At 46.2% G+C, this 25,204-nt stretch carries 23 protein-coding genes; 11 read left to right on the top strand and 12 right to left on the bottom strand.

The window, feature by feature from the left end; genetic code table 11:
• Positions 1–27: 27 nt before the first annotated feature.
• The 5 genes from sucA to sdhC all read right to left on the bottom strand — a co-directional run bounded on the left by sucA (position 28) and on the right by sdhC (position 6,219).
• Entirely contained in the window at positions 28–2,850 is a 2,823-nt protein-coding gene (sucA, locus tag JQC93_RS08940) for a 2-oxoglutarate dehydrogenase E1 component (protein WP_205158114.1), read from the bottom strand.
• Between the two features lie 146 nt (positions 2,851–2,996).
• Positions 2,997–3,707: a succinate dehydrogenase iron-sulfur subunit gene (locus JQC93_RS08935; RefSeq protein WP_205158113.1), complete on the bottom strand. Its 711-nt coding sequence runs from the start codon at positions 3,705–3,707 to the stop codon at positions 2,997–2,999.
• Positions 3,708–3,721: 14 nt separating this feature from the next.
• Positions 3,722–5,488 carry a succinate dehydrogenase flavoprotein subunit gene (gene sdhA / locus JQC93_RS08930; protein ID WP_205158112.1) on the bottom strand — a complete coding sequence of 589 codons (1,767 nt, stop codon included), beginning with the start codon at positions 5,486–5,488 and terminating at the stop codon, positions 3,722–3,724.
• Positions 5,489–5,833 (bottom strand): succinate dehydrogenase, hydrophobic membrane anchor protein, encoded by a 345-nt coding sequence (sdhD, locus tag JQC93_RS08925; RefSeq protein WP_084886212.1) that lies wholly within the window; start codon positions 5,831–5,833, stop codon positions 5,489–5,491. It lies immediately after the preceding gene.
• Positions 5,827–6,219: a succinate dehydrogenase cytochrome b556 subunit gene (gene sdhC / locus JQC93_RS08920; RefSeq protein WP_084886214.1), complete on the bottom strand. Its 393-nt coding sequence runs from the start codon at positions 6,217–6,219 to the stop codon at positions 5,827–5,829. The genes sdhD and sdhC overlap by 7 nt, the downstream gene beginning before the upstream one ends.
• Positions 6,220–6,614: 395 nt before the next feature.
• Between sdhC and JQC93_RS08915 the strand changes: the two genes are divergently transcribed.
• Positions 6,615–7,904: a citrate synthase gene (locus JQC93_RS08915; RefSeq protein WP_205158111.1), complete on the top strand. Its 1,290-nt coding sequence runs from the start codon at positions 6,615–6,617 to the stop codon at positions 7,902–7,904.
• Between the two features lie 144 nt (positions 7,905–8,048).
• Here JQC93_RS08915 and JQC93_RS08910 read toward each other — a convergent pair whose 3' ends face one another.
• Entirely contained in the window at positions 8,049–8,807 is a 759-nt protein-coding gene (locus tag JQC93_RS08910) for a Nif3-like dinuclear metal center hexameric protein (RefSeq protein WP_205158110.1), read from the bottom strand.
• A 102-nt stretch (positions 8,808–8,909) separates the two neighbouring features.
• Here JQC93_RS08910 and JQC93_RS08905 point away from each other — a divergent pair, with 102 nt between their 5' ends.
• The gene (locus JQC93_RS08905) at positions 8,910–9,665 is read left to right on the top strand and encodes a DUF1853 family protein (RefSeq protein ID WP_205158109.1); all 756 of its coding nucleotides are present in this window, start codon (positions 8,910–8,912) and stop codon (positions 9,663–9,665) included.
• A gap of 100 nt (positions 9,666–9,765) precedes the next feature.
• On the opposite strand, the gene pgm is transcribed toward JQC93_RS08905, so the two are convergent.
• Together pgm and seqA are read right to left on the bottom strand one after the other, a co-directional pair.
• Positions 9,766–11,412, bottom strand: a complete 1,647-nt coding sequence (gene pgm / locus JQC93_RS08900) for a phosphoglucomutase (alpha-D-glucose-1,6-bisphosphate-dependent) (protein WP_205158108.1) — start codon at positions 11,410–11,412, stop codon at positions 9,766–9,768.
• A gap of 74 nt (positions 11,413–11,486) precedes the next feature.
• A complete protein-coding gene (seqA, locus tag JQC93_RS08895) occupies positions 11,487–12,038 on the bottom strand; it encodes a replication initiation negative regulator SeqA (RefSeq protein ID WP_205158107.1) in 552 nt (183 codons plus the stop codon).
• Between the two features lie 108 nt (positions 12,039–12,146).
• On the opposite strand from seqA, the gene JQC93_RS08890 reads away from it, so the two are divergent.
• From JQC93_RS08890 to fldA, 3 genes are all read left to right on the top strand, one after another.
• Positions 12,147–12,905 carry an alpha/beta fold hydrolase gene (locus JQC93_RS08890; protein WP_205158106.1) on the top strand — a complete coding sequence of 253 codons (759 nt, stop codon included), beginning with the start codon at positions 12,147–12,149 and terminating at the stop codon, positions 12,903–12,905.
• A gap of 74 nt (positions 12,906–12,979) precedes the next feature.
• Positions 12,980–13,201: a DUF2788 domain-containing protein gene (locus JQC93_RS08885; protein WP_084886226.1), complete on the top strand. Its 222-nt coding sequence runs from the start codon at positions 12,980–12,982 to the stop codon at positions 13,199–13,201.
• A 41-nt stretch (positions 13,202–13,242) separates the two neighbouring features.
• Positions 13,243–13,770 (top strand): flavodoxin FldA, encoded by a 528-nt coding sequence (gene fldA, locus JQC93_RS08880; RefSeq protein WP_205158105.1) that lies wholly within the window; start codon positions 13,243–13,245, stop codon positions 13,768–13,770.
• Between the two features lie 82 nt (positions 13,771–13,852).
• On the opposite strand, the gene JQC93_RS08875 is transcribed toward fldA, so the two are convergent.
• Positions 13,853–14,359, bottom strand: a complete 507-nt coding sequence (locus JQC93_RS08875; RefSeq protein ID WP_205158104.1) for a DUF4442 domain-containing protein — start codon at positions 14,357–14,359, stop codon at positions 13,853–13,855.
• Positions 14,360–14,530: 171 nt separating this feature from the next.
• On the opposite strand from JQC93_RS08875, the gene fur reads away from it, so the two are divergent.
• Together fur and JQC93_RS20455 are read left to right on the top strand one after the other, a co-directional pair.
• Complete coding sequence (gene fur / locus JQC93_RS08870; protein ID WP_084886228.1) at positions 14,531–14,977, top strand: ferric iron uptake transcriptional regulator; 447 nt, start codon at positions 14,531–14,533, stop codon at positions 14,975–14,977.
• Between the two features lie 73 nt (positions 14,978–15,050).
• Positions 15,051–15,650 (top strand): prepilin-type N-terminal cleavage/methylation domain-containing protein, encoded by a 600-nt coding sequence (locus JQC93_RS20455; RefSeq protein WP_205158103.1) that lies wholly within the window; start codon positions 15,051–15,053, stop codon positions 15,648–15,650.
• A 100-nt stretch (positions 15,651–15,750) separates the two neighbouring features.
• Here JQC93_RS20455 and glnS read toward each other — a convergent pair whose 3' ends face one another.
• Complete coding sequence (glnS, locus tag JQC93_RS08860) at positions 15,751–17,412, bottom strand: glutamine--tRNA ligase (protein ID WP_205158102.1); 1,662 nt, start codon at positions 17,410–17,412, stop codon at positions 15,751–15,753.
• A gap of 130 nt (positions 17,413–17,542) precedes the next feature.
• The gene (locus tag JQC93_RS08855; RefSeq protein WP_205158101.1) at positions 17,543–18,262 is read right to left on the bottom strand and encodes a GntR family transcriptional regulator; all 720 of its coding nucleotides are present in this window, start codon (positions 18,260–18,262) and stop codon (positions 17,543–17,545) included.
• Positions 18,263–18,648: 386 nt separating this feature from the next.
• Between JQC93_RS08855 and JQC93_RS08850 the strand changes: the two genes are divergently transcribed.
• A complete protein-coding gene (locus tag JQC93_RS08850; RefSeq protein WP_205158100.1) occupies positions 18,649–18,786 on the top strand; it encodes a hypothetical protein in 138 nt (45 codons plus the stop codon).
• 610 nt (positions 18,787–19,396) lie between these two features.
• Positions 19,397–20,581: a mannose-6-phosphate isomerase, class I gene (gene manA, locus JQC93_RS08845; RefSeq protein ID WP_205158099.1), complete on the top strand. Its 1,185-nt coding sequence runs from the start codon at positions 19,397–19,399 to the stop codon at positions 20,579–20,581.
• 266 nt (positions 20,582–20,847) lie between these two features.
• Here manA and nagE read toward each other — a convergent pair whose 3' ends face one another.
• A complete protein-coding gene (gene nagE / locus JQC93_RS08840) occupies positions 20,848–22,344 on the bottom strand; it encodes an N-acetylglucosamine-specific PTS transporter subunit IIBC (RefSeq protein ID WP_205158098.1) in 1,497 nt (498 codons plus the stop codon).
• Positions 22,345–22,790: 446 nt separating this feature from the next.
• Here nagE and nagA point away from each other — a divergent pair, with 446 nt between their 5' ends.
• A complete protein-coding gene (nagA, locus tag JQC93_RS08835; RefSeq protein WP_205158097.1) occupies positions 22,791–23,927 on the top strand; it encodes an N-acetylglucosamine-6-phosphate deacetylase in 1,137 nt (378 codons plus the stop codon).
• 2 nt (positions 23,928–23,929) lie between these two features.
• A complete protein-coding gene (gene nagC, locus JQC93_RS08830) occupies positions 23,930–25,144 on the top strand; it encodes a DNA-binding transcriptional regulator NagC (RefSeq protein ID WP_205158096.1) in 1,215 nt (404 codons plus the stop codon).
• The last annotated feature ends 60 nt before the right edge of the window (positions 25,145–25,204 follow it).

Genomic DNA, 25,204 nt, shown 5'->3' with positions numbered 1-25,204 from the left:
TGTGGGTTTCCTTACTATCTTCTAGTTCTAAGCTGTAGGGCTTATGGTTAACGCGTCATCTATCAACGCTTGCTGTTGTTTAATGTGAACGGACATATAGCCCACCGCTGGCGACGCAGAAGCAGGGCGACCCGCATACTCTAACGTACTGCCTTCTGGCGTAGCGGCGCGGAAGTTGTGCTGGCTCGAATACCATGCACCTTGGTTCTGAGGCTCTTCCTGACACCAAATAAAGTCCATCACTTGAGGATATTCATTACGTAGTACTTGGCGTAAATCATCCAATGGGAACGGGTACAACTGCTCAATACGAATGATTGCGACATCTTTGAGGTCACGCTTACGTCGCTCATCAAGAAGATCGAAGTAAACTTTACCCGAACAAAATACAATACGCTTCACTTCACTCTTATCCAACTCGTCAATCTCATTGATGACGCTTTGGAACGTACCCTCTGCCAGCTCTTCCAAGCTAGACGTACACAGAGGATGACGAAGTAATGACTTGGGCGACATTACAATAAGTGGGCGACGCATTGGTCGTACAACCTGACGACGTATCATGTGATACACCTGTGCAGGCGTCGACGGAACAACAACCTGAATGTTTTGTTCAGCACATAACTGCAAGTAACGTTCTAGTCGAGCCGACGAGTGCTCTGGGCCTTGACCTTCATAGCCGTGTGGCAACAACATTGTGATACCGCACAAACGGCCCCACTTTTGCTCACCAGAGGAAATGAACTGATCGATAACCACTTGGGCGCCATTAGCAAAATCACCAAACTGCGCTTCCCAAATCGTCAAACCACCTGGTTCAGCGGTTGCGTAACCATATTCAAACGCCAGTACCGCCTCTTCAGACAATACTGAGTCAAATACTTGGAATGGACCCTGTTTATCGTGCACATTCGCAAGTGGTGTGTAGGTGCTCGCATCAAGTTGGTTGTGCAATACCGAATGACGGTGGAAGAACGTACCACGGCCAGAGTCCTGACCAGAAATACGGATTCGCTTACCATCGTCCACGATGGTGGCATAGGCGAGTGTTTCCGCCATACCCCAATCCAGCGGTTTCTCACCAGACATCATCATTTGACGGTCGCCGTAAATCTTCTTAACCCGGCTTTGCAAAGTGTGGCTTTCTGGTGCTGTACACAGTTTGTCGCCAAGCTCTTTTAGTCGCTCTAATGGGAATTCGTTATCCCACTGCATATCCCAGTCATGACCAATGTAGGGTGACCAGTCTACCGAGTGGAGTGCCATTGGACGGAACTCTTTTACCACGACTTCGCCTTTATCCAGCGCGTCACGATACTCATTGACCATTTGCGTCGCTGTTTCGATGGTCGCTTCATCGCGCTCCATCAATACATCGGCATACAGTTTACGTGGTGTTGGATGCTTTTTGATTTTTTGGTACATCAACGGCTGGGTGGCATTCGGCTCGTCCGCTTCGTTATGGCCGTGTCGGCGATAACAAACTAACTCAATGACCACATCACGTTTAAAGGTGTTGCGGTAGTCAAGGGCCGTACGAGCGACAAAAGCAACCGCTTCTGGGTCGTCAGCGTTAACGTGGAAAATCGGTGCCTGTACCATTTTGGCAATATCGGTACAGTACATGGTTGAGCGAGTGTCACGCGGGTTTGATGTGGTGAAGCCCACTTGGTTGTTCACAACGATTCGAACCGTACCACCGACGCGGAAGCCGCGAGTTTGAGACATGTTAAACGTCTCTTGTACAACACCTTGACCAGCAATCGCAGAGTCACCATGAATCGTAATCGGCAGAACAATGTCGCCGTCTTTATCGTCTAAACGATCTTGACGAGCACGAACTGAGCCAATAACCACTGGGTTTACAATTTCGAGGTGCGATGGGTTAAACGCGAGCACTAAATGAACGTCGCCGCCTGGAGTGGCAAAGTCGGCAGAGAAACCTTGGTGATACTTAACGTCACCGGTACCCCATGTGTCGTCGTGTTTACCTGCAAACTCATCAAACAAATCTTGTGGCTTTTTACCCAACACGTTAACCAACATGTTAAGACGACCACGGTGCGCCATGCCAATGACGACTTCACGCATACCACTGCCACCGGCGTGACGGATAAGCTCTTTAGTCATTGGGATTAAGGCGTCGCCCCCTTCAAGAGAGAAGCGTTTCGCACCCGGGAATTTTGCTCCCAAGTAACGCTCTAAACCTTCGGCTGCGGTCAATTCATCTAGGAAGGTGTGTTTCTCTTCTTGATTAAACGAGCCCGCGCCAACCACAGACTCAAGACGCTGTTGAACCCAACGTTTTTGTTCTGTATTGGTCATGTGCATATATTCTGCACCGATAGAGCCGCAATAGGTTTTTTGAAGGGCGTTGTAGAGATCTTTCAGCTTCATGGTCTCTTGCCCAATAGCAAAAGAACCTACGTTAAAGGTCTCTTCAAAATCTTCTGGAGTTAAATTGTGGAAAGCGGGATCGAGTTCGGGCTGAACTGGACGTTCCCATAGACCGAGTGGGTCTAGATTCGCGGCTTGGTGGCCACGGAAGCGGTAAGCATTGATAAGTTGGAGAACCCTTACCTGCTTTGCATCGACATCAGGATCACTGACTGGAGCGTTGTATTGCTTAGTTTCTTGGGCGAGTCTGCGGAAGTAGTCACGGACACGTGAGTGCGGCTGTTCTGCCTCGACTGACGCTTGCACAGGCAAATCGTCAAACACACGTTTCCATTCCTCACCAACCAGATCGGGATCGCTTAGATACAATTCGTAGAGTTCTTCTACATAAGTCGCATTGGCGCCAGCCAAGTGAGAAGACTCGAGCCATGCCTTCATCACGCCATTGTGCATAGTTTCCCTTAACCTGTAGGTTTTACTGTCGCTCTGTAGGAGCTCACTTCACTAATTCGAGTCAAATTTAAAGTTGGGCTTTAATTGCTCGATTCCTTGTTATAGCCAACCCTAAACTGCACTAGGGTTGGCAATTTTTATTATTTTTAAACTGAACGTTCTATCAACATGGTCTTAATATGACCGATTGCCTTGGTTGGATTCAACCCTTTAGGACATACACTTACACAATTCATGATGCCATGGCAACGGAAAACGCTAAAAGCGTCATCCAAATCTGCTAGACGCTCGTCAGTCGCGGTATCTCGGCTGTCGATCAGCCAACGATACGCGGCTAACAGGCCTGCTGGACCCACAAACTTGTCTGGGTTCCACCAGAACGATGGGCACGATGTAGTACAACATGCACACATGATACATTCGTACAAACCGTCTAAGTGAGCACGCTCTTCTGGTGACTGCAGATTTTCACGCGATGGTGGCAAGCTGTCGTCATCAATTAAGAATGGTTTCACTTTGGCGTAGTTATCGTAAAACTGAGTCATGTCGACAATTAAGTCACGCACGACAGGCAGACCAGGCAGTGGACGTATCACCAGTTTGTCACCAGTTAGAGCCGACAAGGGTGTAATACAGGCCAAACCATTTTTGCCGTTCATGTTTAGACCGTCCGATCCACATACCCCTTCACGGCAGGAACGACGAAATGAGATGCTTGGATCTTGCTCTTTCAGCAAAATCAAAGCATCGAGCACCATCATGTCCGAGCCTTCTTCGACGTCAAGCACATAATCTTTCATGTATGGCTTGGTATCAATGTCAGGGTTGTAGCGATACAAAGAGAAGTTAAGTTTCATAATAGTGTCCTCCCTTAGTATGTACGTGCTTTCGGCGGGAATGCTTCACGATGAACGGGCGTCATGTTGACATCACGTTTGCTCATCTGCTCAGTTTCCGGGTTGTAAATAGAGTGACACAACCACTGCTCATCATCACGTTCTGGGAAGTCAAAGCGTGCATGGGCACCACGAGACTCAGTACGGTAGTTCGCCGCTACAGCAGTAGAAACCGCTGTTTCCATTAGGTTATCCAGCTCTAGACACTCAATACGTTGAGTGTTGAATTCAGACGATTTATCCGCCAAGTGCGCGTTTTGCAGTCGCTCGCGAATCGTCTTAAGCTCTTCCAGACCCGTCGCCATTGCGTCACCTTCACGGAATACCGAGAAGCTGTTTTGCATGCAGCGTTGAAGATCTTTACGAATTTGAACCGGATCTTCACCTGAGGTTGAGTTTTCCCAGCGCATGGTACGCGCCAGTGACTCTTCGATGTCAGATTCCGAGGCTGGGCGCGCTTCCGCTTGTGCAGCAAGAGTCTCACCAAGGTGTAGACCTGTTGCACGGCCAAAGACCACCAAATCAAGTAATGAGTTACCACCAAGGCGGTTAGCACCATGAACCGATACAGAGGCAATTTCGCCACACGCAAAGAGGCCTTGAACTTCTACATCACTGCCGTCAGCCGTTTGCTTAATCGCTTGACCCGATACCTGCGTTGGTACGCCACCCATCATATAGTGACAGGTTGGAATAACAGGAATAGGTTCTTTAACAGGATCAACGTGTGCGAAGGTTCTAGAAAGTTCACAAATACCCGGCAAGCGCGACTCAAGGACGTCTTTACCCAAGTGATCAAGCTTAAGCTTAATGTGTGGACCCCATGGGCCATCGCAGCCGCGACCTTCACGGATTTCGATCATCATTGAACGAGCAACAACATCACGACCCGCTAAATCTTTCGCGTTTGGTGCGTAGCGCTCCATAAAGCGTTCGCCGTCTTTGTTGAGAAGGTAACCACCTTCACCACGACAGCCTTCTGTGACCAATACGCCCGCGCCGGCAATACCGGTTGGGTGGAACTGCCACATTTCCATATCTTGCATTGGAACACCAGCACGCAGCGCCATACCGACACCGTCACCGGTGTTGATGTGTGCATTTGTGGTAGAGGCGTAAATACGGCCTGCACCACCGGTTGCTAGGATAGTCGCCTTCGATTTGAAGTAACAAATCTCGCCAGTTTCCATGCAAATCGCGGTCACACCACAAATTGCACCGTCTTGGTTTTTAACCATATCCAGTGCATACCACTCAGAAAAGATCGTGGTCTTGTGCTTAACGTTTTGCTGATAAAGGGTATGCAATAGTGCGTGCCCTGTACGGTCTGCGGCAGCGGCTGTACGCGCTGCTTGCTCTCCACCAAACTCTTTTGACTGGCCACCAAAAGGACGTTGATAGATAGAGCCATCATTGAAACGAGAAAACGGTAAACCCATTTTTTCGAGCTCGATGACAGAAGCCGGACCGTTTTTACACATGTATTCGATCGCGTTCTGATCACCAATGTAATCAGAGCCTTTTACTGTGTCATACATGTGCCACTGCCAGTTATCTTGGTGAGAGTTACCTAACGCAACGGTAATACCACCTTGGGCAGATACAGTATGAGAACGGGTTGGAAAAACTTTAGACAGCAAGGCACAGCTCAAGCCTTGCTCAGAAATTTGCAGTGCGGCACGCATGCCTGCACCACCGGCGCCGATAACAACGGCGTCAAATTCGCGAACTGGAATAGTCACTTAAGCACCCCACAAAATAAAAAAGCCGGACAAGAAATAACCGATAAGAACGACAATCACGCCCAATTGAAGGACGCCGCGTAATAAGGTTGGCTTAATATAATCGGTCAATACCTGCCACATCCCGATCCACGCATGGATCATGACAGAAGCAAGCGCTAGCATGGTGAACACTTTAGTAAAAGTGCCATCAAAGAAGCTTGACCAAGAGAGATAACTCACATCAGTAAACGCAATAAAACTGACGAGGTAGACTGTATACAGTGTCATGATGATCGCGGTTGCGCGCAGTAACAAGTAGTCATGCACGCCGTTACGACCAAATGAAGAAACGTGATTTACCATACCATCACCCCTGCTAATAGCGATAAGAATGCCGTTATACCAAAAGCAACTTTACTGCTAAGCGTGGCAGTATCGAGCTCTTCGAAATAACCCAAATCCATAATTAAGTGACGGATGCCACCGACTATGTGATAAGCAAGAGCGGTAAGAATTCCCCAAAGGATAAGTTTTACGAAGAAGCCATCAACAATGTTGGCCGCATCGTTAAAACCGATGGGGGACGAGAGGGAAAGATTCAACAGCCACAACAAAATACCAACCGCGACAAACGTAATTACTCCAGAAATCCGGTGAAGAATCGAAGCAATCGCTGTGATTGGAAACTTAATGGTCTGTAGATCGAGATTTACGGGTCTTTTTTTTCTATCATTCACGGGCTTGCTCACTCAGCTCCATTTGAGCGTTTTAAAGTTTGGACAAATATCCACCAAAAAGCCCTAAAACTTAACATTTACTTTACACTTTACGGCCGAATTGGACGACTTAAATGTAAATGAATTGTTAACCCAATTAACTGATACGTTGTTATTTTTCTACACCAGTCCTATATAACTTGGGCGTTTGAGGGACATTTTCACGGCCACTATACGGCCTGTAACATTCTAATACAATCAAGGTAACAAAAATTGATACATAGAACAGGTTTTTAACTTTTGATACAAAAAAAATCAAAACAAGTGCACACAAAAATGCATAAAAATTGACTTTAAGGCCAATCCCCAGTAAAAAATTGGGGCACAAAAATATCCGGGACGGATTAATAATTACAAAGGAGAATGTTATGGCAGATAAGAAAGCGACCCTTCATATTGAAGGTCTTGCGCCCATCGAACTGCCAATTATGGACGGTGCCCTAGGCCCAGAAGTAATTGATGTTCGTAAACTTGGAGCAAATGGTTACTTTACCTTTGACCCTGGTTTTCTTGCCACTGCATCTTGTGAATCACAAATCACGTTTATCGACGGCAACAAAGGGGTACTGCTACATCGCGGTTTCCCAATTGATCAACTGGCCAACAACGCTGATTATTTAGAAGTTTGTTACATTTTACTTTATGGTGAAGCCCCAACACGTGAAGAGTACGAAGACTTCAAAAAAGTCGTCACTCGTCACACCATGGTACATGAACAAATTGCTAGCTTCTTCCACGGTTTCCGCCGCGACGCCCACCCAATGGCGATCATGGTTGGCGTGGTAGGTGCTTTAGCAGCCTTCTATCATGATTCACTTGATATTAATAACGATAGTCACCGCGAAATTGCGGCGTACCGTTTGCTATCGAAAATGCCCACTCTTGCAGCCATGTGTTACAAGTATTCCATAGGTCAACCTTTCATCTACCCTCGTAACGACCTGACCTATGCTGAAAACTTCCTACATATGATGTTTGCAAACCCTTGTGAAGATTACGAAGTTAACCCTGTTGTTGCTCGCGCAATGGACAAGATCTTTACGCTGCATGCTGACCATGAACAAAACGCTTCAACGTCTACTGTACGTTTGGCCGGTTCATCTGGTGCCAACCCATTTGCGTGTATCGCAGCGGGTATTGCGTCACTTTGGGGGCCTGCTCACGGTGGTGCCAACGAAGCGTGTCTACGCATGCTAGAAGAAATTGGTTCGGTTGATAAAATCCCAGAGTACGTTAAACGTGCGAAAGACAAAGATGATCCTTTCCGTTTGATGGGCTTTGGACACCGCGTGTACAAAAACTACGACCCACGCGCCACAGTAATGCGTGAAGCGTGCCACGAAGTGCTTTCTGAGCTTAACATCAAAGATCCACTGTTGGATGTTGCGATGGAGCTTGAAAGAATTGCACTGTCGGATGAGTACTTCGTTGAGAAGAAACTCTACCCGAATGTGGACTTCTACTCGGGCATCATTTTGAAAGCGATAGGCATCCCTGTATCGATGTTTACCGTAATCTTTGCGATGTCTCGTACTATCGGTTGGATTGCTCACTGGAACGAGATGCACAGCGATCCTGCTGCACGTATCGGTCGTCCTCGTCAGCTTTACACGGGTGAAGAGTTGCGTGACTTTAAACCTCTACATGAGCGCGAATAAGTCATTCATGCCTTAAAATTGAAAAGAGCTTGGCAATGCCAAGCTCTTTTTTTTGATTCTAATTTCTATTCACGGGAGCTCTTTCGCTACAACCAACCGTTAGACTGCGTCATCGAGGTTAAAAGCGTTAAGCACAGAGTGTATTTATACTGGATTATCGATATCAATAAACTCAACATCGAACCCGTGTTCTGCGGCAAGCCACTCACCTAATGCTTTCACACCATAGCGTTCTGTGGCGTGATGGCCTGCAGCAAAGTAGTGAATGCCCATCTCTCGGGCTGTATACGTGGTGCGCTCTGAAATTTCACCGGAAATAAACGCATCCAAGCCTTTTGAAGCTGCAAGTTCGATAAAATCTTGCCCACCGCCCGTACACCACCCTACAGTTTCTATGGTTTTATTCATATAATCTGGTGATATATGCAACGGCGCGCGTTGGAGTACCTGTTCAATTCGAGCCGAAAACTGTTCGCCTGTTAGCGGTTTTTCTAACTTACCAAATAGAGAAACTGACTGTTCGTGCCCTTCTAGCCCCCCTTCAACGGTAATATTTAACAACTGAGCAAGACGCACGTTGTTACCTATTTGTGAATGGATATCTAAGGGGAGATGGTAGCCATAGAGGTTAATATCGTGCTTAATGAGAGACCGAATGCGTCGCCCTTTCATGCCTCGAATAGGCTCTGGCTCGCCCTTCCAGAAGTACCCATGATGGACCAAAATCGCATCAGCTTGGCGCTCAATGGCCGCGTCTATGAGGGCTTGTGAAGCCGTCACGCCAGTCACGATCTTTTTGACATCTTGCGTACCTTCGACCTGCATCCCATTGGGGGCATAATCTTTAATAAGCTCAGGTTTAAGAAATTGATTTAACAGCTTTTCTAGTTGCAAATGATTCATTGTTGCATTGCGTTCCAATACTCTCGACAATAGACACAGTATAAAGCATTTTGGGTCGATTTCTCCCCTCTGTGCCACCACCTACTCGAAAAAGAGATTGCCATGGACGTCAATTTTTACCATTGGATCTGCCACAGCCCAAACCTAATAAAAAATGCACCATTGTTAGTCGACCCTATGACATTGTCCTCCAATCCTAAGTTACTTCCAGCGATTAGTCCTAATCCAAGACTAGGGTTTTACTACCAAGATTGCGTTAAATCGATGCTAGATCACAGCCATTCGTATCAAATAGTCGCTGACGAGGTTCAATTTAACCACAATGGACAGACTGTTGGTGCCCTTGATTTCGTTGTTCAACGATTGGATTTAGAGGAGCAACCACTCGAGCATTGGGAAGTGGCGATTAAGTTCTTCCTACTATTAGATGGCTATTGGCATGGGCCCAATGCGCGTGACCGATTAGATTTAAAGCTCAATAAGATGGTGAAAAAGCAATTATTGTTAACCCACCATGAAGGATTTTCGGCGCAGTTTCCGCAATTTTCAGGGTTAGATTCGCGATTGCTAGTGCAAGGAAGGCTCTACACCAACCCCTTTATCGATCAGCCGATTCCTACCCATTGCGCTGACCTTGAGCTAGAACCAAAATGCATCAATGGGCATTGGTGCTATCATCACCAAGCGAGCAACATTAACTCGAAGTTGTATGTAGTAGAGAAACCTTACTGGGCGACGGGTGAACACAGCGAGCACTGTCTCGACTTGGCCCAACATCCCTTTGAACGAGACGTTCACTGCGTTGATGAGAGTGGTAGGTTTTGGTTTATTGTGCCGGATGGTTGGCCAGGGGGTTGAGGGGCGAGGATCGAGGAAGCGAGAGGCGAGGAAAAGCTAAGGGACTAAAAAAGGCCAAACTGATGTTTGGCCTCGATAAGGTGTTAACTCAAGTTCCGAGTTACAAACCTGCGTCTGCGAATACTTGGTTTACAATCTCTTGTGCTTCTTTTTCCATAAGGCGCAAGTGATCTTCGCCTTTGAAACTTTCACAGTAAATCTTGTAAATTTCTTCGGTGCCCGATGGGCGCGCAGCAAACCAACCGAACTCCGTGGTCACTTTAAGGCCACCGATAGCGGCGCCATTACCTGGAGCGTGAGTCAATCGAGCGGTAATAGGGTCGCCTGCAAGTTCTGTTGCCGAAACCATCTCAGGTGACAGCTTCGATAGAACCGCTTTTTGAGCGTGATTAGCGACAGCTTGAATGCGATTGTACGAAGAAGCGCCGTGTTTTGCTGCTAGTTCATCGTAGTACTGCTGTGGGTTTTTACCCGTTACTGCGGTGATTTCTGCCGCTAGCAGGCAAAGAATGATGCCGTCTTTATCGGTTGACCAAGGGGTGCCATCTTTACGTAAGAACGACGCACCCGCAGACTCTTCACCACCGAAGCCAAACTTACCTTCAAATAGCCCATCAACAAACCATTTAAAGCCAACAGGCACTTCACACAGCTCGCGGCCTAAATCGGCAACGACTTTATCGATGATGGCACTTGAAACCAAGGTTTTACCCACGGCAACGTCTGCGCCCCAACCTTCACGATGACGGTATAGGTAATCGATACACACGGCTAAGAAGTGGTTAGGGTTCATCAAACCTGCTGGCGTGACGATACCGTGACGGTCGTAGTCTGGGTCGTTACCAAACGCCAGATCATAATCGTCTTTCAGTGCTAATAGACTGGCCATCGCATAAGGCGAAGAACAGTCCATACGTACCACACCATCTTTATCTAATGACATAAATTGGAAACTTGGGTCAATAGCTTCGCTCACCAAGGTCAGATCTAGATTGTAGGCTTGGCCAATTTGGCGCCAATACTCAATGCCACTGCCACCTAGCGGGTCAACACCCAGTTTTAGGCCCGACTTTTGGATTGCTTCCATGTTGATCACGTTTGGCAGGTCTGCAACGTAAGGTGCAACCAAATCGATTTCGCGATACAAAGGGGACGCTTTAGCTTGCGCGATAGGCGTGCGCTTCACCGCGGTTAGCCCTTGAGCAATGATCTCATTAGCACGATTTTCGATGGCGGTAGTAAGTGCACCTTCCGCTGGACCACCGTGGGTCGGATTGTACTTAATACCGCCATCTTGTGGTGGATTATGAGAAGGCGTGATCACTATGCCATCTGCTTGAGTATCGTTAGCTAAATTGTGCGTCAAAATCGCGTGAGAGACACCCGGAGTTGGGGTATAGCCATTATCGATTTGGCCGATCACTTCAATGTTATTTGCAATCAGTACTTCTACCACAGAGGCATAAGCAGGTTCAGAAAGTGCATGCGTATCTTTACCGACAAAAATTGGACCGGTAACGCCATTGTCGGCTCTTACTTCTGCAACCGCTTGAGCAATAGCAAGGATATGATTTTCATTAAAAGTCACTTTATCGGCGGAGCCGCGATGCCCAGACGTACCAAAGGCGACTTGTTGTGCCGCATTGCCCGCTTCCGGTTGCATAAGATAATAATTAGCGACCAGCGCAGGAATATTATGTAGATCTTCCTGAAGCGCTTTTTGCCCTGCACGAGGATGCATAGCCATGTTGAGATTCCTTTATAACTTTACATAAAAAAAAGCTCGAGCCAGTTGAACTTGCTCGAGCGGGATTCTGTGTTTTAGATTGCCTTGGCAACTTTTTCTACCAGTTCTGCTGGGAACGTCATACGCTCCATTAGTTGCTCTATCATCTGGCGCTTACGATTAGTGTTGGTATTGGTGATAACCCAAAATGGAGAACCGTCAATCGCGCGAGGCTTAGTCGTGTTGCCACTGGCAAGCAATAACTCTTTATTGTCAGCAAAATAGACACGTTTGCGTCCTTTTACTGCTGTCGCTTCAGCAAACGCTTCGGCATCGATGCTGTACAGTGTTTTTAACAACAGCATAAATTTATCGATAACCTTGGTCAGTGAAGCAAATTCATCAGAGATCAGTAGTTCACGAACCGTCTTTACACGATCAAGCTTGGTATCCAAACCGGCTTCTTTTCCAACGACGATGCCTTTGTTCACAGGCTCAGCCGCGAAAGTGGGTGCCGCTTCTTTTGCGATACGTGCTTGCTCTACTTTCAACAAACGACGCAAGATATCAGAGGCGCTTTCACCAATGTGCTGGGTTTGGCTTGCAATGAAACGGTAAAGTTCTTCATCTACTTCAATGGTTTTCATTCGTTTTCACAATCTCTTTATAATAAACTCTGCGCATTATAAGCCAATCGCGAGCGAGTCTCTACGGTATACATGGAATTTGCGAGCCCAATTGTGTGAGAAACCTTAATGTTACATTATAAGATTGATGGTCAAGGAGAGCCGATAGTGTTGCTGCACGGTCTTTTTGGCAGTTTGGACAACCTCGGCGTTATCGCGAGGCAACTCGCTCAAAACTATCAGGTCATCAGCATCGACCTACCCAATCATGGTCGCTCAGAGCACATCGACAGTGTGAGTTACACCGACATGGCCAATAGAGTTCATCAATGCATGACCGAGTTAGGCATTGATCGCTACTCTGTGGTTGGGCATTCAATGGGCGGAAAAGTCGCAATGCGTATGGCGCATTTGTTCCCAGACTCAATTCAAAAATTAGCGGTGCTGGATATGGCCCCTGTGGCTTATACCGTGGCTCGGCACACTCAAGTGCTCAAAGCGCTCAATGCCGTGGTGGATGCAGTGCCTAGCTCTAGAAGTGACGCGTTAAAAGTAATGGCTCAGCATCTAGACGATCAAGGGGTGATTCAGTTTTTGGGTAAATCCTTACATAAACAAGATGCTGGATTTGGCTGGCGCTTTAATGTTGCAACGTTAGAAAAAGAGTACTGGTCTATTCTAGGCTGGGAGCAACAAGCACCTAATACGCTCCCCACATTAATGGTTATTGGTGGTGATTCAGATTACGTCCAACAACAACATCAAGCTCAAATTGTGGCGCAGTTTCCAGCCGTAAAAGCACACGTGATAAGTAACGCAGGCCATTGGCTACATGCAGAAAAACCTCAGCAAGTTGCTCGAGCAATTGAACGGTTTTTATCTCGCTAAAGTTTTGAACGCAGCGTTAACATTAAACCGCAACAATGATATAGTGCTTGCACTTTTATGGATAGAGACCCCTCATGCTGTACGACCACATGGAGACGCTCGAGACCTTAGGTCTTAACTTCCTATTCGCGGCCATCTTTTTTCTGATTGGTATGGCAATACGCGATGTGTTGAAGCAAGCGAAAGTGCCCCCTTTTGGGCAACGCATAGTGTGGTTGGTGCTCTTTTTGGGCTGCGCTGGATTTATTGTCAAAGGCATCATTCAGGTTAGCTGGGAAGGCGCAGGCATAGGCTGACGCTTTACACCCTCAAATTTGTAAATAAGGTTTTAGAAACTATGGCAAGTGTAGGTATCTTCTTTGGTAGCGATACAGGCAACACCGAAGCAATCGCAAAGATGATTCAAAAACAGCTGGGTAAACAGCTGGTGCATGTACAAGATATTGCGAAAAGCAGTAAAGAAGACATTGATAATTTTGACTTGTTGCTGTTAGGTATCCCAACTTGGTACTACGGTGAAGCGCAGTGTGATTGGGACGACTTTTTCCCAGAGCTAGAAGCGATCGATTTTTCGACCAAACTTGTGGCAATTTTCGGCTGTGGTGACCAAGAAGATTACGCAGAATATTTCTGCGATGCTATGGGCACAGTTCGCGATATTGTAGAAGCTAAGGGTGGTACTATTATTGGCCAAACCTCTACCGATGGTTACGAATTTGAAGCCTCTAAAGCGCTGACTGAAGACGACGATTTTGTGGGTCTTTGCATTGACGAAGATCGTCAACCAGAGCTTACTGAAGCGCGTGTTGACGCTTGGGTAAAACAAATTTATGAAGAGATGTGTCTGTCTGAGCTAGAAGACTAAGCATCTATCGACTATTTAAAAAGCCAAAGCTAAATGCTTTGGCTTTTTTGTACCTGTTGAAAAATAGCTAAGTTCAATGTTGCTATTGTAGGGACTCTTTTACTGAGCTCTGCTCTCGAAATTGAGCTTTCTTGCGAATATAAAGTGTGCGCTCAATGGTGGAGACAACGTCACCATGACGATTTTTTACGTGAGTCACGAACTCAGGAAAATGTTTATCACCCGTGAGCGTTGAGCGTTGTATTTCGTCAAGCACGTCATTGGAAATCACAAACTCGGCGTGCAGTTCGGATGTGCCCGGTTTAATAAAATCAATGCTAGCTTGCTTATCCCACACGTAATATTGCTCACCTAATACGCCCATTAACATCATTGAATAGATTGGGTCCGTTAATGAAAATATACTCCCACCATACTGCGAGCGATTGGCATTTTGATTCCACCAACGTCGCTTTAGGCGCACACGGCAATAGCGAAAATCATCGCTCAACTCTGTGATTTTGATACCAGCCCCCCAAAAAGGAGGCCACAAATTAAGGACGCGCCGAACAGTGTTGGGCGTGTAAATTTTTGCTAGGGTTGGGCTCACGACACACCTGTTAATAAATTGTTACTGGTCAGACCACAATATGATCGATCTTCATCATATTTACAATCTCTTTTTCTCACCATCAACAAGTTATTGTTTCATGTTGGCATCGACTTCCCTATAATCCTAAGTAACTACACGCAAAAACGGTCGGCTAACACAAGGAATATTATGTCGGACAATAACCAAGCTCTTAAGGATGCGGGACTCAAAGTCACTCTTCCACGTCTAAAAATTCTAGAGGTGTTGCAACATCCTGGTAACCAGCACATCAGTGCCGAAGACCTCTATAAAAAACTGCTCGACCTTGGTGAAGAAATTGGCCTTGCCACTGTTTACCGCGTACTGAACCAGTTTGATGATGCTGGAATTGTAAGCCGTCACCACTTTGAAAGCGGTAAGTCAGTGTTTGAACTCTCCACGCAACACCATCACGATCACCTAGTGTGCCTAGATTGTGGTGCCGTGATTGAGTTTACCGATGAGGTGATTGAGCAGCGTCAGCGTGAAATAGCGACTAAGTACAACATCCAACTGACTAACCACAGTCTTTACCTATATGGTAAATGCGCATCCGGTGACTGCAAAACCGATCCTAAAGCGCATAACGCTAAGTAAGACTCATGCTTGCTCGCTGCAAGCATGACTAAAAACTGCTAAATGAACGAGGATAAGAGGAAGGAATCTCTTGATGCATCCGTTTAAACAGCGAGGGTTTACCCTCATTGAATTAGTCGTCACTTTAATAGTGATTGCCGTACTCGCTGTCGTGGCTGCACCTCGTTTTATCAATCTTTCCGAAGACGCTACCATTGCTTCAATTAACGGAACCGCAAGTCAATTTGAACAAGGCATTTCCTTTGCTCATTCCCGCTGGTACGTAAATGGACACGGCGCCGTTGCTTTCACTAACCTTCCAGGTTATGCCGAAAGTGAAGACGGTGACGAAGACAAAAACCTCGACATGAATGATGTCGGCTACCCCATAGGCACCGACAAGGCCGATCGATTAGCGCAACCCTACAATATAGGGCGCGGCCACGCCGGTTGTACTGCTATTTGGGATGCGATTATGATCTCGGACTACACGGTAAGCGAGCTACAAGCCGAGATCGATAATGTCGACTTTTATACCCGTCGTTCGCAAACTTTTATTCCTGGTGAAGGGCAAAAATGGACACAGTGCTACTACATATACACGCAGTCAGGGTTCGATACCGATCCAGATATTGCTAAGCACGTTATGTGGTATGACTCTAGAACCGGCGCTGTGACAACAGTGCACCGTTAAGCGGCAGTCTATAAGCATTTCTAGAAACAAAAAAACCGAGCGATAACTCGCTCGGTTTTCAATTGTTTTTTACTGACGTCAAAGGGTAATCGTGGCTATTTTAACCTGCGATTTTTGCCCAAGTATCACGCAAACCAACCGTACGGTTGAACACCAGCTTGTCTGACGTAGAGTCTTTACTGTCGACACAGAAGTATCCTGTTCGTTCAAACTGGAAGCCCTGCTCAGCGAGCGCTGAAGAGAGACTCGGCTCAACCACGCCATTTAACACTTCTAATGACGTTGGGTTAATCACCTGAGTAAAATCAGACTCTGCTGCAGGATTTGGAACAGTAAACAGACGATCGTACAAACGAATTTCTGCTTCAACACCCTTGCTGGCTGATACCCAATGGATCACACCTTTGACCTTACGACCATCAGCAGGGTTTTTACCTAACGTGTCCGCGTCATAGCTACAGAAAATAGTGGTGATGTTGCCTTCATCGTCTTTTTCAATACGTTCAGCTTTAATCACATAGGCGCCGCGCAATCGCACTTCTTTGCCCAGTACCAGACGCTTGTATTTCTTATTGGCGTCTTCACGGAAGTCATCGCGTTCAATAAACACTTCACGAGTAAACGGCACTTCTCGAGTACCCATTTCTGGCTTATTCGGGTGGTTAGCAACGGTTAGCGTCTCTTCTTCACCGAAGTTTTCGATTACCAGTTTAATTGGATCGAGTACCGCCATCGCACGTGGTGCGTTTTCGTTAAGATCATCACGAATACACGACTCTAATGAGCCAAACTCGATCATGTTCTCTTGTTTGGTCACACCAATACGCTTACAAAATTCACGTATAGAGGCCGGGGTAAATCCACGACGACGCAAACCTGAGATAGTCGGCATACGAGGATCGTCCCAACCGCTGACTAGGTTTTCGCTTACCAACTGGATCAGTTTACGTTTTGACATCACCGTGTATTCTAGGTTTAGGCGGCTAAACTCGTACTGACGTGGCTGAGTCTCAATGGTGATGTTGTCCAACACCCAATCGTACAAACGACGGTTATCTTGGAACTCAAGGGTACACAATGAGTGAGTGATCCCTTCCAGCGCATCTGAAATACAGTGTGTGAAGTCATACATCGGGTAGATGCACCACTTATCACCCGTTTGATGATGGTGAGCAAAACGCACGCGGTAAAGCACTGGATCGCGCATCACCATAAACGATGATGACATGTCGATCTTAGCTCGTAGGCACGCTTCACCTTCTTTAAAGCCACCTTCACGCATCTTTTTAAACAGCGTTAGATTTTCTTCAACACTGCGGTCGCGATACGGGCTTTCTTTACCCGGTGCAGTTAAGGTGCCACGGTGTTCACGAATTTGTTCTGGAGTCAGCTCCTCTACGTACGCCAAACCTTTTTCAATCAGTTCAACGGCGTAGTCGTGAAGTTTGTCGAAGTAGTTTGACGAGTAGCAAATGTCACCAGCCCACTCAAAGCCTAGCCACTCTACGTCGCTCTTAATAGACTCAACGTATTCGACATCTTCTTTCTCTGGATTGGTGTCATCAAAGCGCAGGTTACACTGCCCTTGGTAATCCTGAGCAATCCCAAAGTTTAGGCAGATCGACTTTGCATGACCGATGTGCAGGTAGCCGTTTGGCTCCGGTGGGAATCGAGTATGGACTGTGGTGTGGGTGCCACTGGCCAGATCTTTATCAATGATTTGGCGTATAAAGTTGCTTGGGCGAGCCTCAGCTTCACTCATCAAGGATTACCTCTGAATCTCAAAAATGGGTTTAATGGTGTAACGTTCAATGATCCACATTTATTAGGCAATAGACAACTAGAAACTGTCATTTTCCGCTGTATTTTTCCGTATTTGATGGAATTAAACGCTAGTTTCGATGGCGCTTTGCCACTAAGGTGAATTTGTAGTCGTCTGGCTTAAAATAATTGCAACTGTACTCAAACACCGTGTCATCATCTAGATAACCGCGAGTGCGCTTTTCGAAAATCGGACGCTGCGTTTCAATACCCAATAAGCTGGCAATATCGTCTGTCGGTAAAATAGGGACGATCTCTTGTTCGCTACGATCAATGGTTAGCTTTTTCTGTTTCTCGATATAGTCGTACTTCGAGTTTTGCATCACTTGATAATTGAGATCAGGGAACATTGCGGTCGGCATCCAAGTCTCCTCAACAGTAATAGGGTTGTCATTAACAAAGCGGATCCGTTTGATGTAATAAATCCGCTCCCCTTCTTCAATATCGAGATGTTCAGCTTGAGTAAGCGAAGCCGCTTGTATCTCAAACGCCAACACGTCACTGTGAGTCACACCTTTAAGGTGAGCCCACTTTTCAGAAAAGCTGCTTTGCTTGTCGATACCATAGTTAACTTTAGCCGCTTTAACATACGTGCCACTGCCCTGAATGCTCTCTAGCTCTTCACTCTCAGTAAGCAGTTTAAGCGCTTGTCTCACAGTGACTCGACTGCAGTTAAACTCTTCTCGCAACCGCTCTTCAGTAGGCAGGGCTGTGCCAACTTTATAGTCTCCACTACGGATCTTTTCTCGTATTGCTTCTGCAATTTTCCGATACATCGGTAAACGGGCCATAAGCATCTCAACAATAAATAATACAAATTAACTTTACCCAAGATAATTCTTTCATCAACGTATGGCAAATATTTGGCTGAAATTATGAAGATCAACGGTAAACGTGACCAAAAGCCTGGTCGTTCTTGCTAAATCTGCAGCGACCGTCACGCTATAAGAAATACAATATCAATACATATATTATTGCTAATACTCGCTATTCACATAGCAAACACTAACTAATATAAACAAATAGATACAACCATAATGATGCGCTTATTTGTTTAGCAAAAACCTCAGTAAATGTCATCCAACGACCATCACTGCCAACCATCAAGGAAGACACAATACAAATATCAATAAATTGTCTTCTACATCTTCCATTCTTCAGATTTAGATCTGTACTAATGGTGTGGCAAGTATTTGGGGAAACCGGCGTATCAATGGGCTACCTTCTACGTAGCAATGGCAACATCGACACCTACTGCTCACATCTAGAGCCAAGCCACATGAACATGAGCATTCGCTCTGGCTCGTCACTCTGACAATCAATTTGAACTCAACCACAAGATATAAACACACGAATATGTGACTTCTAAGGAGCGCTGCACCAATTTTATCTATCGAGCGGTGAAACTTATTCTGAATTGATTAACCACATTGCCTCTCTTGAGCTGTTTAGCGTTGGTGCAACTAAAGCACGTAAGACTTAGTCCTTGTCGCCCTACCAAGTTCGATTAAAAAGCTCTACTACTAGAAGATGATTCATGAAACTTTGGCAACCCTTGTTTCTTGCCAAGCTAAGGTTTTCCTAGTCTAATTGGCTAAGTACCACCGATAACCCAGCGCTTTACTGGATTGATTTTTCTATGTTGTTTGCCGCGTTCCAATCAGCAATCACGGGGCAGGCGTAACATTCCCAATATTGGGATCACCCACTCTTTTGCCCAAGATATTGATCTACTCTATGGCAATATGGGAGCGTTCTTTGGCACAGTACGTTCTCCACGGCCTATGGCTCAGGTACTTGAACAAGCAGAAAAAATTTGACACGTCGCGCTAGAAACATCGCCGCCACGTTGTGTATAGGACACCCATTGCTCTCGCAGTGATCGCCTCTCGGACACCAGAGCAATACAACGTAAAGTGAAGACAATGACACTATATAAGCTTAACAACGTAATCCAAAATTACGCATGGGGCAGTAAAAGCTCAATGCACGATCTGTTTGGTTACAGCAACGACGACAATCAACCTCAAGCCGAGTTATGGATGGGAGCGCATCCAAATGGTTGCTCTAGACTTGCTGGCACCGACACACTACTGTCAGACCTAATAAACCAACAACCTGAGCAGCAACTTGGTGAAAAAACGGCCAAGAAATTTGGCGAATTGCCATACCTATTTAAGGTTCTTGCAGCCGCGACCCCCCTCTCCATTCAGGTTCATCCCAACAAAGCACGTTCTGAAGAGGGCTTTGCAAGAGAAAATCAGCAAGGTATTGAACTGTCGGCAGGACATCGCAACTACAAAGATCCCAATCATAAACCTGAGTTGGTGTACGCGCTGACCGAGTATCACGCAATGAATGGCTTTCGTCCTCTGCAACACATTGTGAAGTTGTTTGAAGAGATTGAAATCACCGCGTTGGCCGAGGTTGCTCGAGAATTTTCAGCCAACCCTAATGGCGATTCGCTCAAGCGCCTATTTAACGCCCTGCTTTCGTTAGACGGCGATGAAAAACAGTCTGCTTTGAACGATCTTTATGGTTACTACACAGCGACAAATTTGAGCCCGTTGGCAGCACAAGCCATTGCCTACAGTAAAGAGTTCAAGCAGCACTACAACGACGATGTTGGCCTATTTGCGCCGCTAATGCTTAACCTTGTAGTACTGCAACCAGGAGAAGCGATGTTTCTCTACGCCGAAACACCGCACGCTTACTTGCGAGGTACAGGTTTAGAGATTATGGCCAACTCGGACAACGTTCTTCGTGCAGGGTTAACCCCAAAACATATTGATGTCGCAGAGCTTGTCGATAACACCTTGTTTCAACCCATAGACCCGCAAAGCATCAAAATGCTTCCAAGTACTAACAATGGAGTGAGCTGCTACCCTATTCCTGTTGAAGACTTTGGCTTTGATGTGGTTGAAGTAACTCAGGCTCAATCGCATGTTGTACAAAGTGCAGAAATCCTATTCTGCTTAGACGGTGAGGTTTGCATTCAAAGTGACGATCAAAGCATCACACTAACCAAAGGTGAATCTCTATTTGCTAGCTTTGATAGTCAAGATTATCAATACTCAGGTGCTGGCAAAATGGCGCGTGCGTATAACTAGCGCTTTGAATTATCACAGCCATTGACGCTGTACACGCAAAAGCCGATCTCTACAGATCGGTTTTTTTTGGCTATACCGTGCGATTTGAGCGCCAGCTTAAATCTCATGGTAGAGCTTGTGGGGAAAGCCACTCTGCGTGAGCTTCACTACCGTTACATCCGCGGGGCGCGAATGGGACGGTATTGAGGTCGCTATAGGATAGTTTCATCCAAAAACAACAAAGCCTCCACAAGGGAGGCTTTGAACACTTTATTTAAAAAGGAGTGTTATGCTGGTAGCTCAACACCTGTTAGGTCAGCGTCCTGAGGAATCTTCTTCATCTCGCCTGCAATGATTTCTGCAAGTGGACCAAGAATGATTTGAACGTTGTTAGTGCCTAGCTTAACCACACCCATAGCACCCAAGTCTTTTAGAACTTTTTCGCTAATCACGCTTGAATCTTTCAGCGTTAGGCGTAGACGAGTGATACAAGCGTCGATGTTCGTTACGTTGTTGTGACCACCAATCGCTTTAAGGTACTGCTTAGCAAGTTCAGCTGAGTTGCTTGAGCCAGCGACTTCATTAGTAGACGCTTCTTCATCTTCACGACCTGGTGTTTTAAGACCAAACTTAACGATAGCAGTGCGGAAGATGACGTAGTAAAGACCGAAGAATACAAAGCCTTGAACAATCAGCATGTACCACTTGTTTGCTAGTGGGTTTTGCGCTGAAAGAACCATATCCACAAGGCCTGCAGAGAAGCCAAAACCTGCTGTCCAGTTCATCATGTCGGCAAAGAACAGTGAGAAACCTGTTAGTGCTGCGTGCAATACGAATAGCATTGGTGCTAGGAACATGAATGAGAACTCTAGAGGCTCAGTCACACCAGTAAAGAATGATGCAAAGCCAGCCGCAATCATGATAGATGCTACTTTCGCTTTGTTCTCAGGTTTTGCAGTGTGGTACATCGCAAGTGCTGCACCTGGAAGACCAAACATCATTACTGGGAAGAAGCCTGCCATGTAACGGCCTGTTTCGCCTACTACGCCAACGCCTGTTTCAATTGCATTTGGTGTCCACCAGTTGCCAAGGTCATTAATGCCTGCCATGTCGAACCAGAACACAGAGTTTAGTGCGTGGTGAAGACCCACAGGGATCAGTAGACGGTTAAAGAAGCCGTATAGACCAGAGCCAACTTCACCTAAACCCACAATGCTTTCGCCAAAGTGAATCAGGCCAGAGAAGATCATTGGCCATAGGTACATTAGAACAAATGACAGCACGATACCTGCAAAAGAAGTTAGGATAGGAACAAGTCGCTTACCCGAGAAGAACGCAAGTGCCGTTGGCAACTCTACTTGGTAGTAACGGTTATAAAGTTCTGCCGCAACAATACCCGAAAGAATACCGATGAACTGGTTGTTAACTTTTGCGAATGCCAGCTTGGTTTCTGGGTCATCCACCATAACAAGACCGATTTGTTCAACCGCACCAGGGCTAAGAAGCGTAGTGATAACGGTAAAGCAGACAAAACCGGCAAGCGCTGCTGCACCGTCTTTATCTTTAGACATACCGTAAGCCACACCAATGGCGAACAGAATTGACATGTTGTCTATAATGGCTGCGCCCGCCTTGATAAGGAAGGCTGCCAATGCACTGTTGCCACCCCAACCGGTTGGGTCAATCCAATAACCGATACCCATGAGTATCGCCGCTGCTGGTAGTGTCGCTACAGGCACCATTAGCGCCTTACCTACCTTTTGAAAGTATCCTAGAATGTTCACCGTGTGTTCCCCCTATAGGAATTTATAATTCTTTCGTCGAGACTTAATTCGCCTCTACAATTTAGTCCTATTCAGTGTAAGACTATAAATTCGCATCGCAAATTAAATCCCCCAAAATTGTGACAATTATCGCTCAAAAGCGCTCCATGGACGTAGAAATGTTAGCCAGATCATAAAACTTATTTTATAATGCGAATTAACGATCCGTTTGCATTATGATGAGCGCTATAAAGTAACGTTTAATGCCCCAAGCATAGACGTTCAGAATCGATTCGTCACGCATGCCTGTAGCCTGTTAGGGCTCACAATCACTTGCTTTCTTTACTCACTAAATGAAGTAAGCAATTTATAGGCTAGAATCAATAATTCCAGGCAGTGACAACCTAATTACGATGACACGCACTCCTTTTAGAGTGTTAGATTGATTAAAATTTTTGGAGTGGCTCATGTACGCACTGACTAACTGCATTATCTATACTGGCCGAGACGTTCTAAGGCAACACGCTGTGCTAATCAACAACGAACGTATTGACGCTATCGTCTCAATGGATGAACTGCCATCAACCATCAAACAGATTGATCTTGGTGGTGCTAATCTCACTGCTGGGTTTATCGATTTGCAGCTTAACGGTTGTGGCGGAGTCATGCTGAATGACGAAATTAGCGCCCACACGATGAAAGTCATGCATGACACCAACTTAAAGTCGGGCTGTACTAGCTTTCTTCCTACATTGATCACTTCGTCGGATAGCGATATGCAATCAGCCATTGAAGCGGCTAAGCAGTTCCATTCTGAGTATCGTAACCAGTCTCTAGGATTGCACCTCGAAGGACCGTACTTGAATGCTGCCAAAAAAGGCATTCACCAAGAAGACCATATTCGACCTTCCGACAACGACATGATCGACTTAATCTGCCAAAACAGCGATGTCATTGCTAAAGTGACATTGGCTCCTGAGCACAACGATCCCGTGCATATCCAAAAACTGAAGCAAGCAGGCATTGTCGTTTCTATAGGGCACAGTAACGCCACGTATCAGCAGGCTGTCGAGAGCTTTGACAATGGCATTACATTTGCCACTCACCTTTTCAATGCAATGACCCCAATGACAGGGCGTGAGCCTGGGATTGTAGGTGCGATATTCGATTCTCCTGAGGTTTATGCTGGGATCATCGTTGATGGGTTCCATGTTGACTACGCCAATGTTCGCCTAGCCCATAAACTGAAAGGAAATAAGCTGGTATTAGTGACCGACGCCACAGCTCCAGCAGGCGCAGAGATGGATCACTTTATTTTTGTAGGGAAGAAAGTATATTACCGTGATGGAAAATGTGTGGGTGAAGATGGTACATTAGGTGGTTCGGCACTTACCATGATTGAAGCTGTACAAAACAGCGTCGAACATGCGGGTATCGCCCTTGATGAAGCGCTACGAATGGCTTCTCTCTACCCAGCACAAGCAATTGGCATGGATCACTCGCTAGGACGTATTCGCTCTGGCCATGTGGCAAACTTAGCCATCTTTGATGCACAGTTCAACGTTACCGCAACTGTCGTCAATGGAGAATACCACAAAGGATAATTATGATTGGCGGTCAAATAGGCAACGTAGACTTAGTTAAACAGATAAATGGTGCCGCAGTTTATCGGCTCATTGACCAACAAGGTCCCATTTCGCGTATTCAAGTCGCCGAAGTCAGTCAACTCGCTCCTGCAAGCGTGACAAAAATTACCCGCCAACTGCTCGAAAAAGGGTTGATTAAAGAAGTAGCACAGCAAGCATCCACAGGAGGCCGACGTGCTATTTCTCTTACTACCGAAGTCAACCCATTCCACAGTATTTGCATCAGTGTCGGTCGAGACTCTATCCACACCAGTCTGATTGACCTAGGTGGTGAAGTGTTGGTGCAGAAAGACCAAAGCTTTAGTTACCGAGATCAAGAGCAGCTTAAATCGCAACTGATTAGCCATATTCGGCTGTTTATCGGTCAGCAACAATCTAAAATAGAGCAATTAGTGGCCATCGGAATTACGGTGCCCGGGCTCGTTGATCCAGAACAAGGCGTGATTCACTACATGCCGAATACCGATATTGCTAACTACCCTATTGGCAGCTTAATCTCCGATGAGTTTAATCTTCCCTGTTATATCGGTAACGAAGTTCGTGGCATGGCACTCGCTGAGCACTACTTTGGGTCGACCAAAGACTGTTTAGACTCCATTTTTATTCGCGTACATAACGGAACAGGCTCAGGCATCATTGTAGGTGGACAAGTTTTTTTAGGCAGCAATCGAAATGTCGGTGAAATTGGCCATATCCAAGTCGATCCCCTGGGCGAACAGTGTCAGTGCGGCAACTTTGGCTGCTTAGAAACTATCGCGTCCAATCCCGCAATACTTAAGCGCATCCAAGCTCGAATTTCACAAGGCTATGCCTCCAGCCTATCGACATTATCACCAATGACAATAGAGGATGTCTGCCAACACGCCCTACAAGGTGATGAGTTGGCGCGTCAAAGCTTAGTGCAAGTGGGCGATCAGTTGGGCAAAGCGGTCGCTATCATGATCAACTTATTTAACCCACAGAAAGTCGTATTGGCCGGTGAAATAACCGAAGCCAAAGAACTGCTGTTTCCAGCGATTGCCCGCAATGTTCAAAGCCAATCTCTGAGCAGCTTTAATCAAGGGTTACCCATCGAAGCCTCGGCATTGAGTGATAAGCACACCTACGCTGCGTTCGCTATTATTAAACGAGCGATGCTCAACGGAAGCTTGTTACAAAAAATCCTTGAAGACTAGCCTATTTCTCACTTACTGTAGCCCTCACGGATTACTAGGGCTACAGATACCAAGTCTCTT

Source organism: Vibrio ulleungensis (assembly GCF_016900875.1).
GTDB lineage: Bacteria > Pseudomonadota > Gammaproteobacteria > Enterobacterales > Vibrionaceae > Vibrio > Vibrio ulleungensis.
This window is presented reverse-complemented; position numbering and strand designations above follow the sequence as displayed.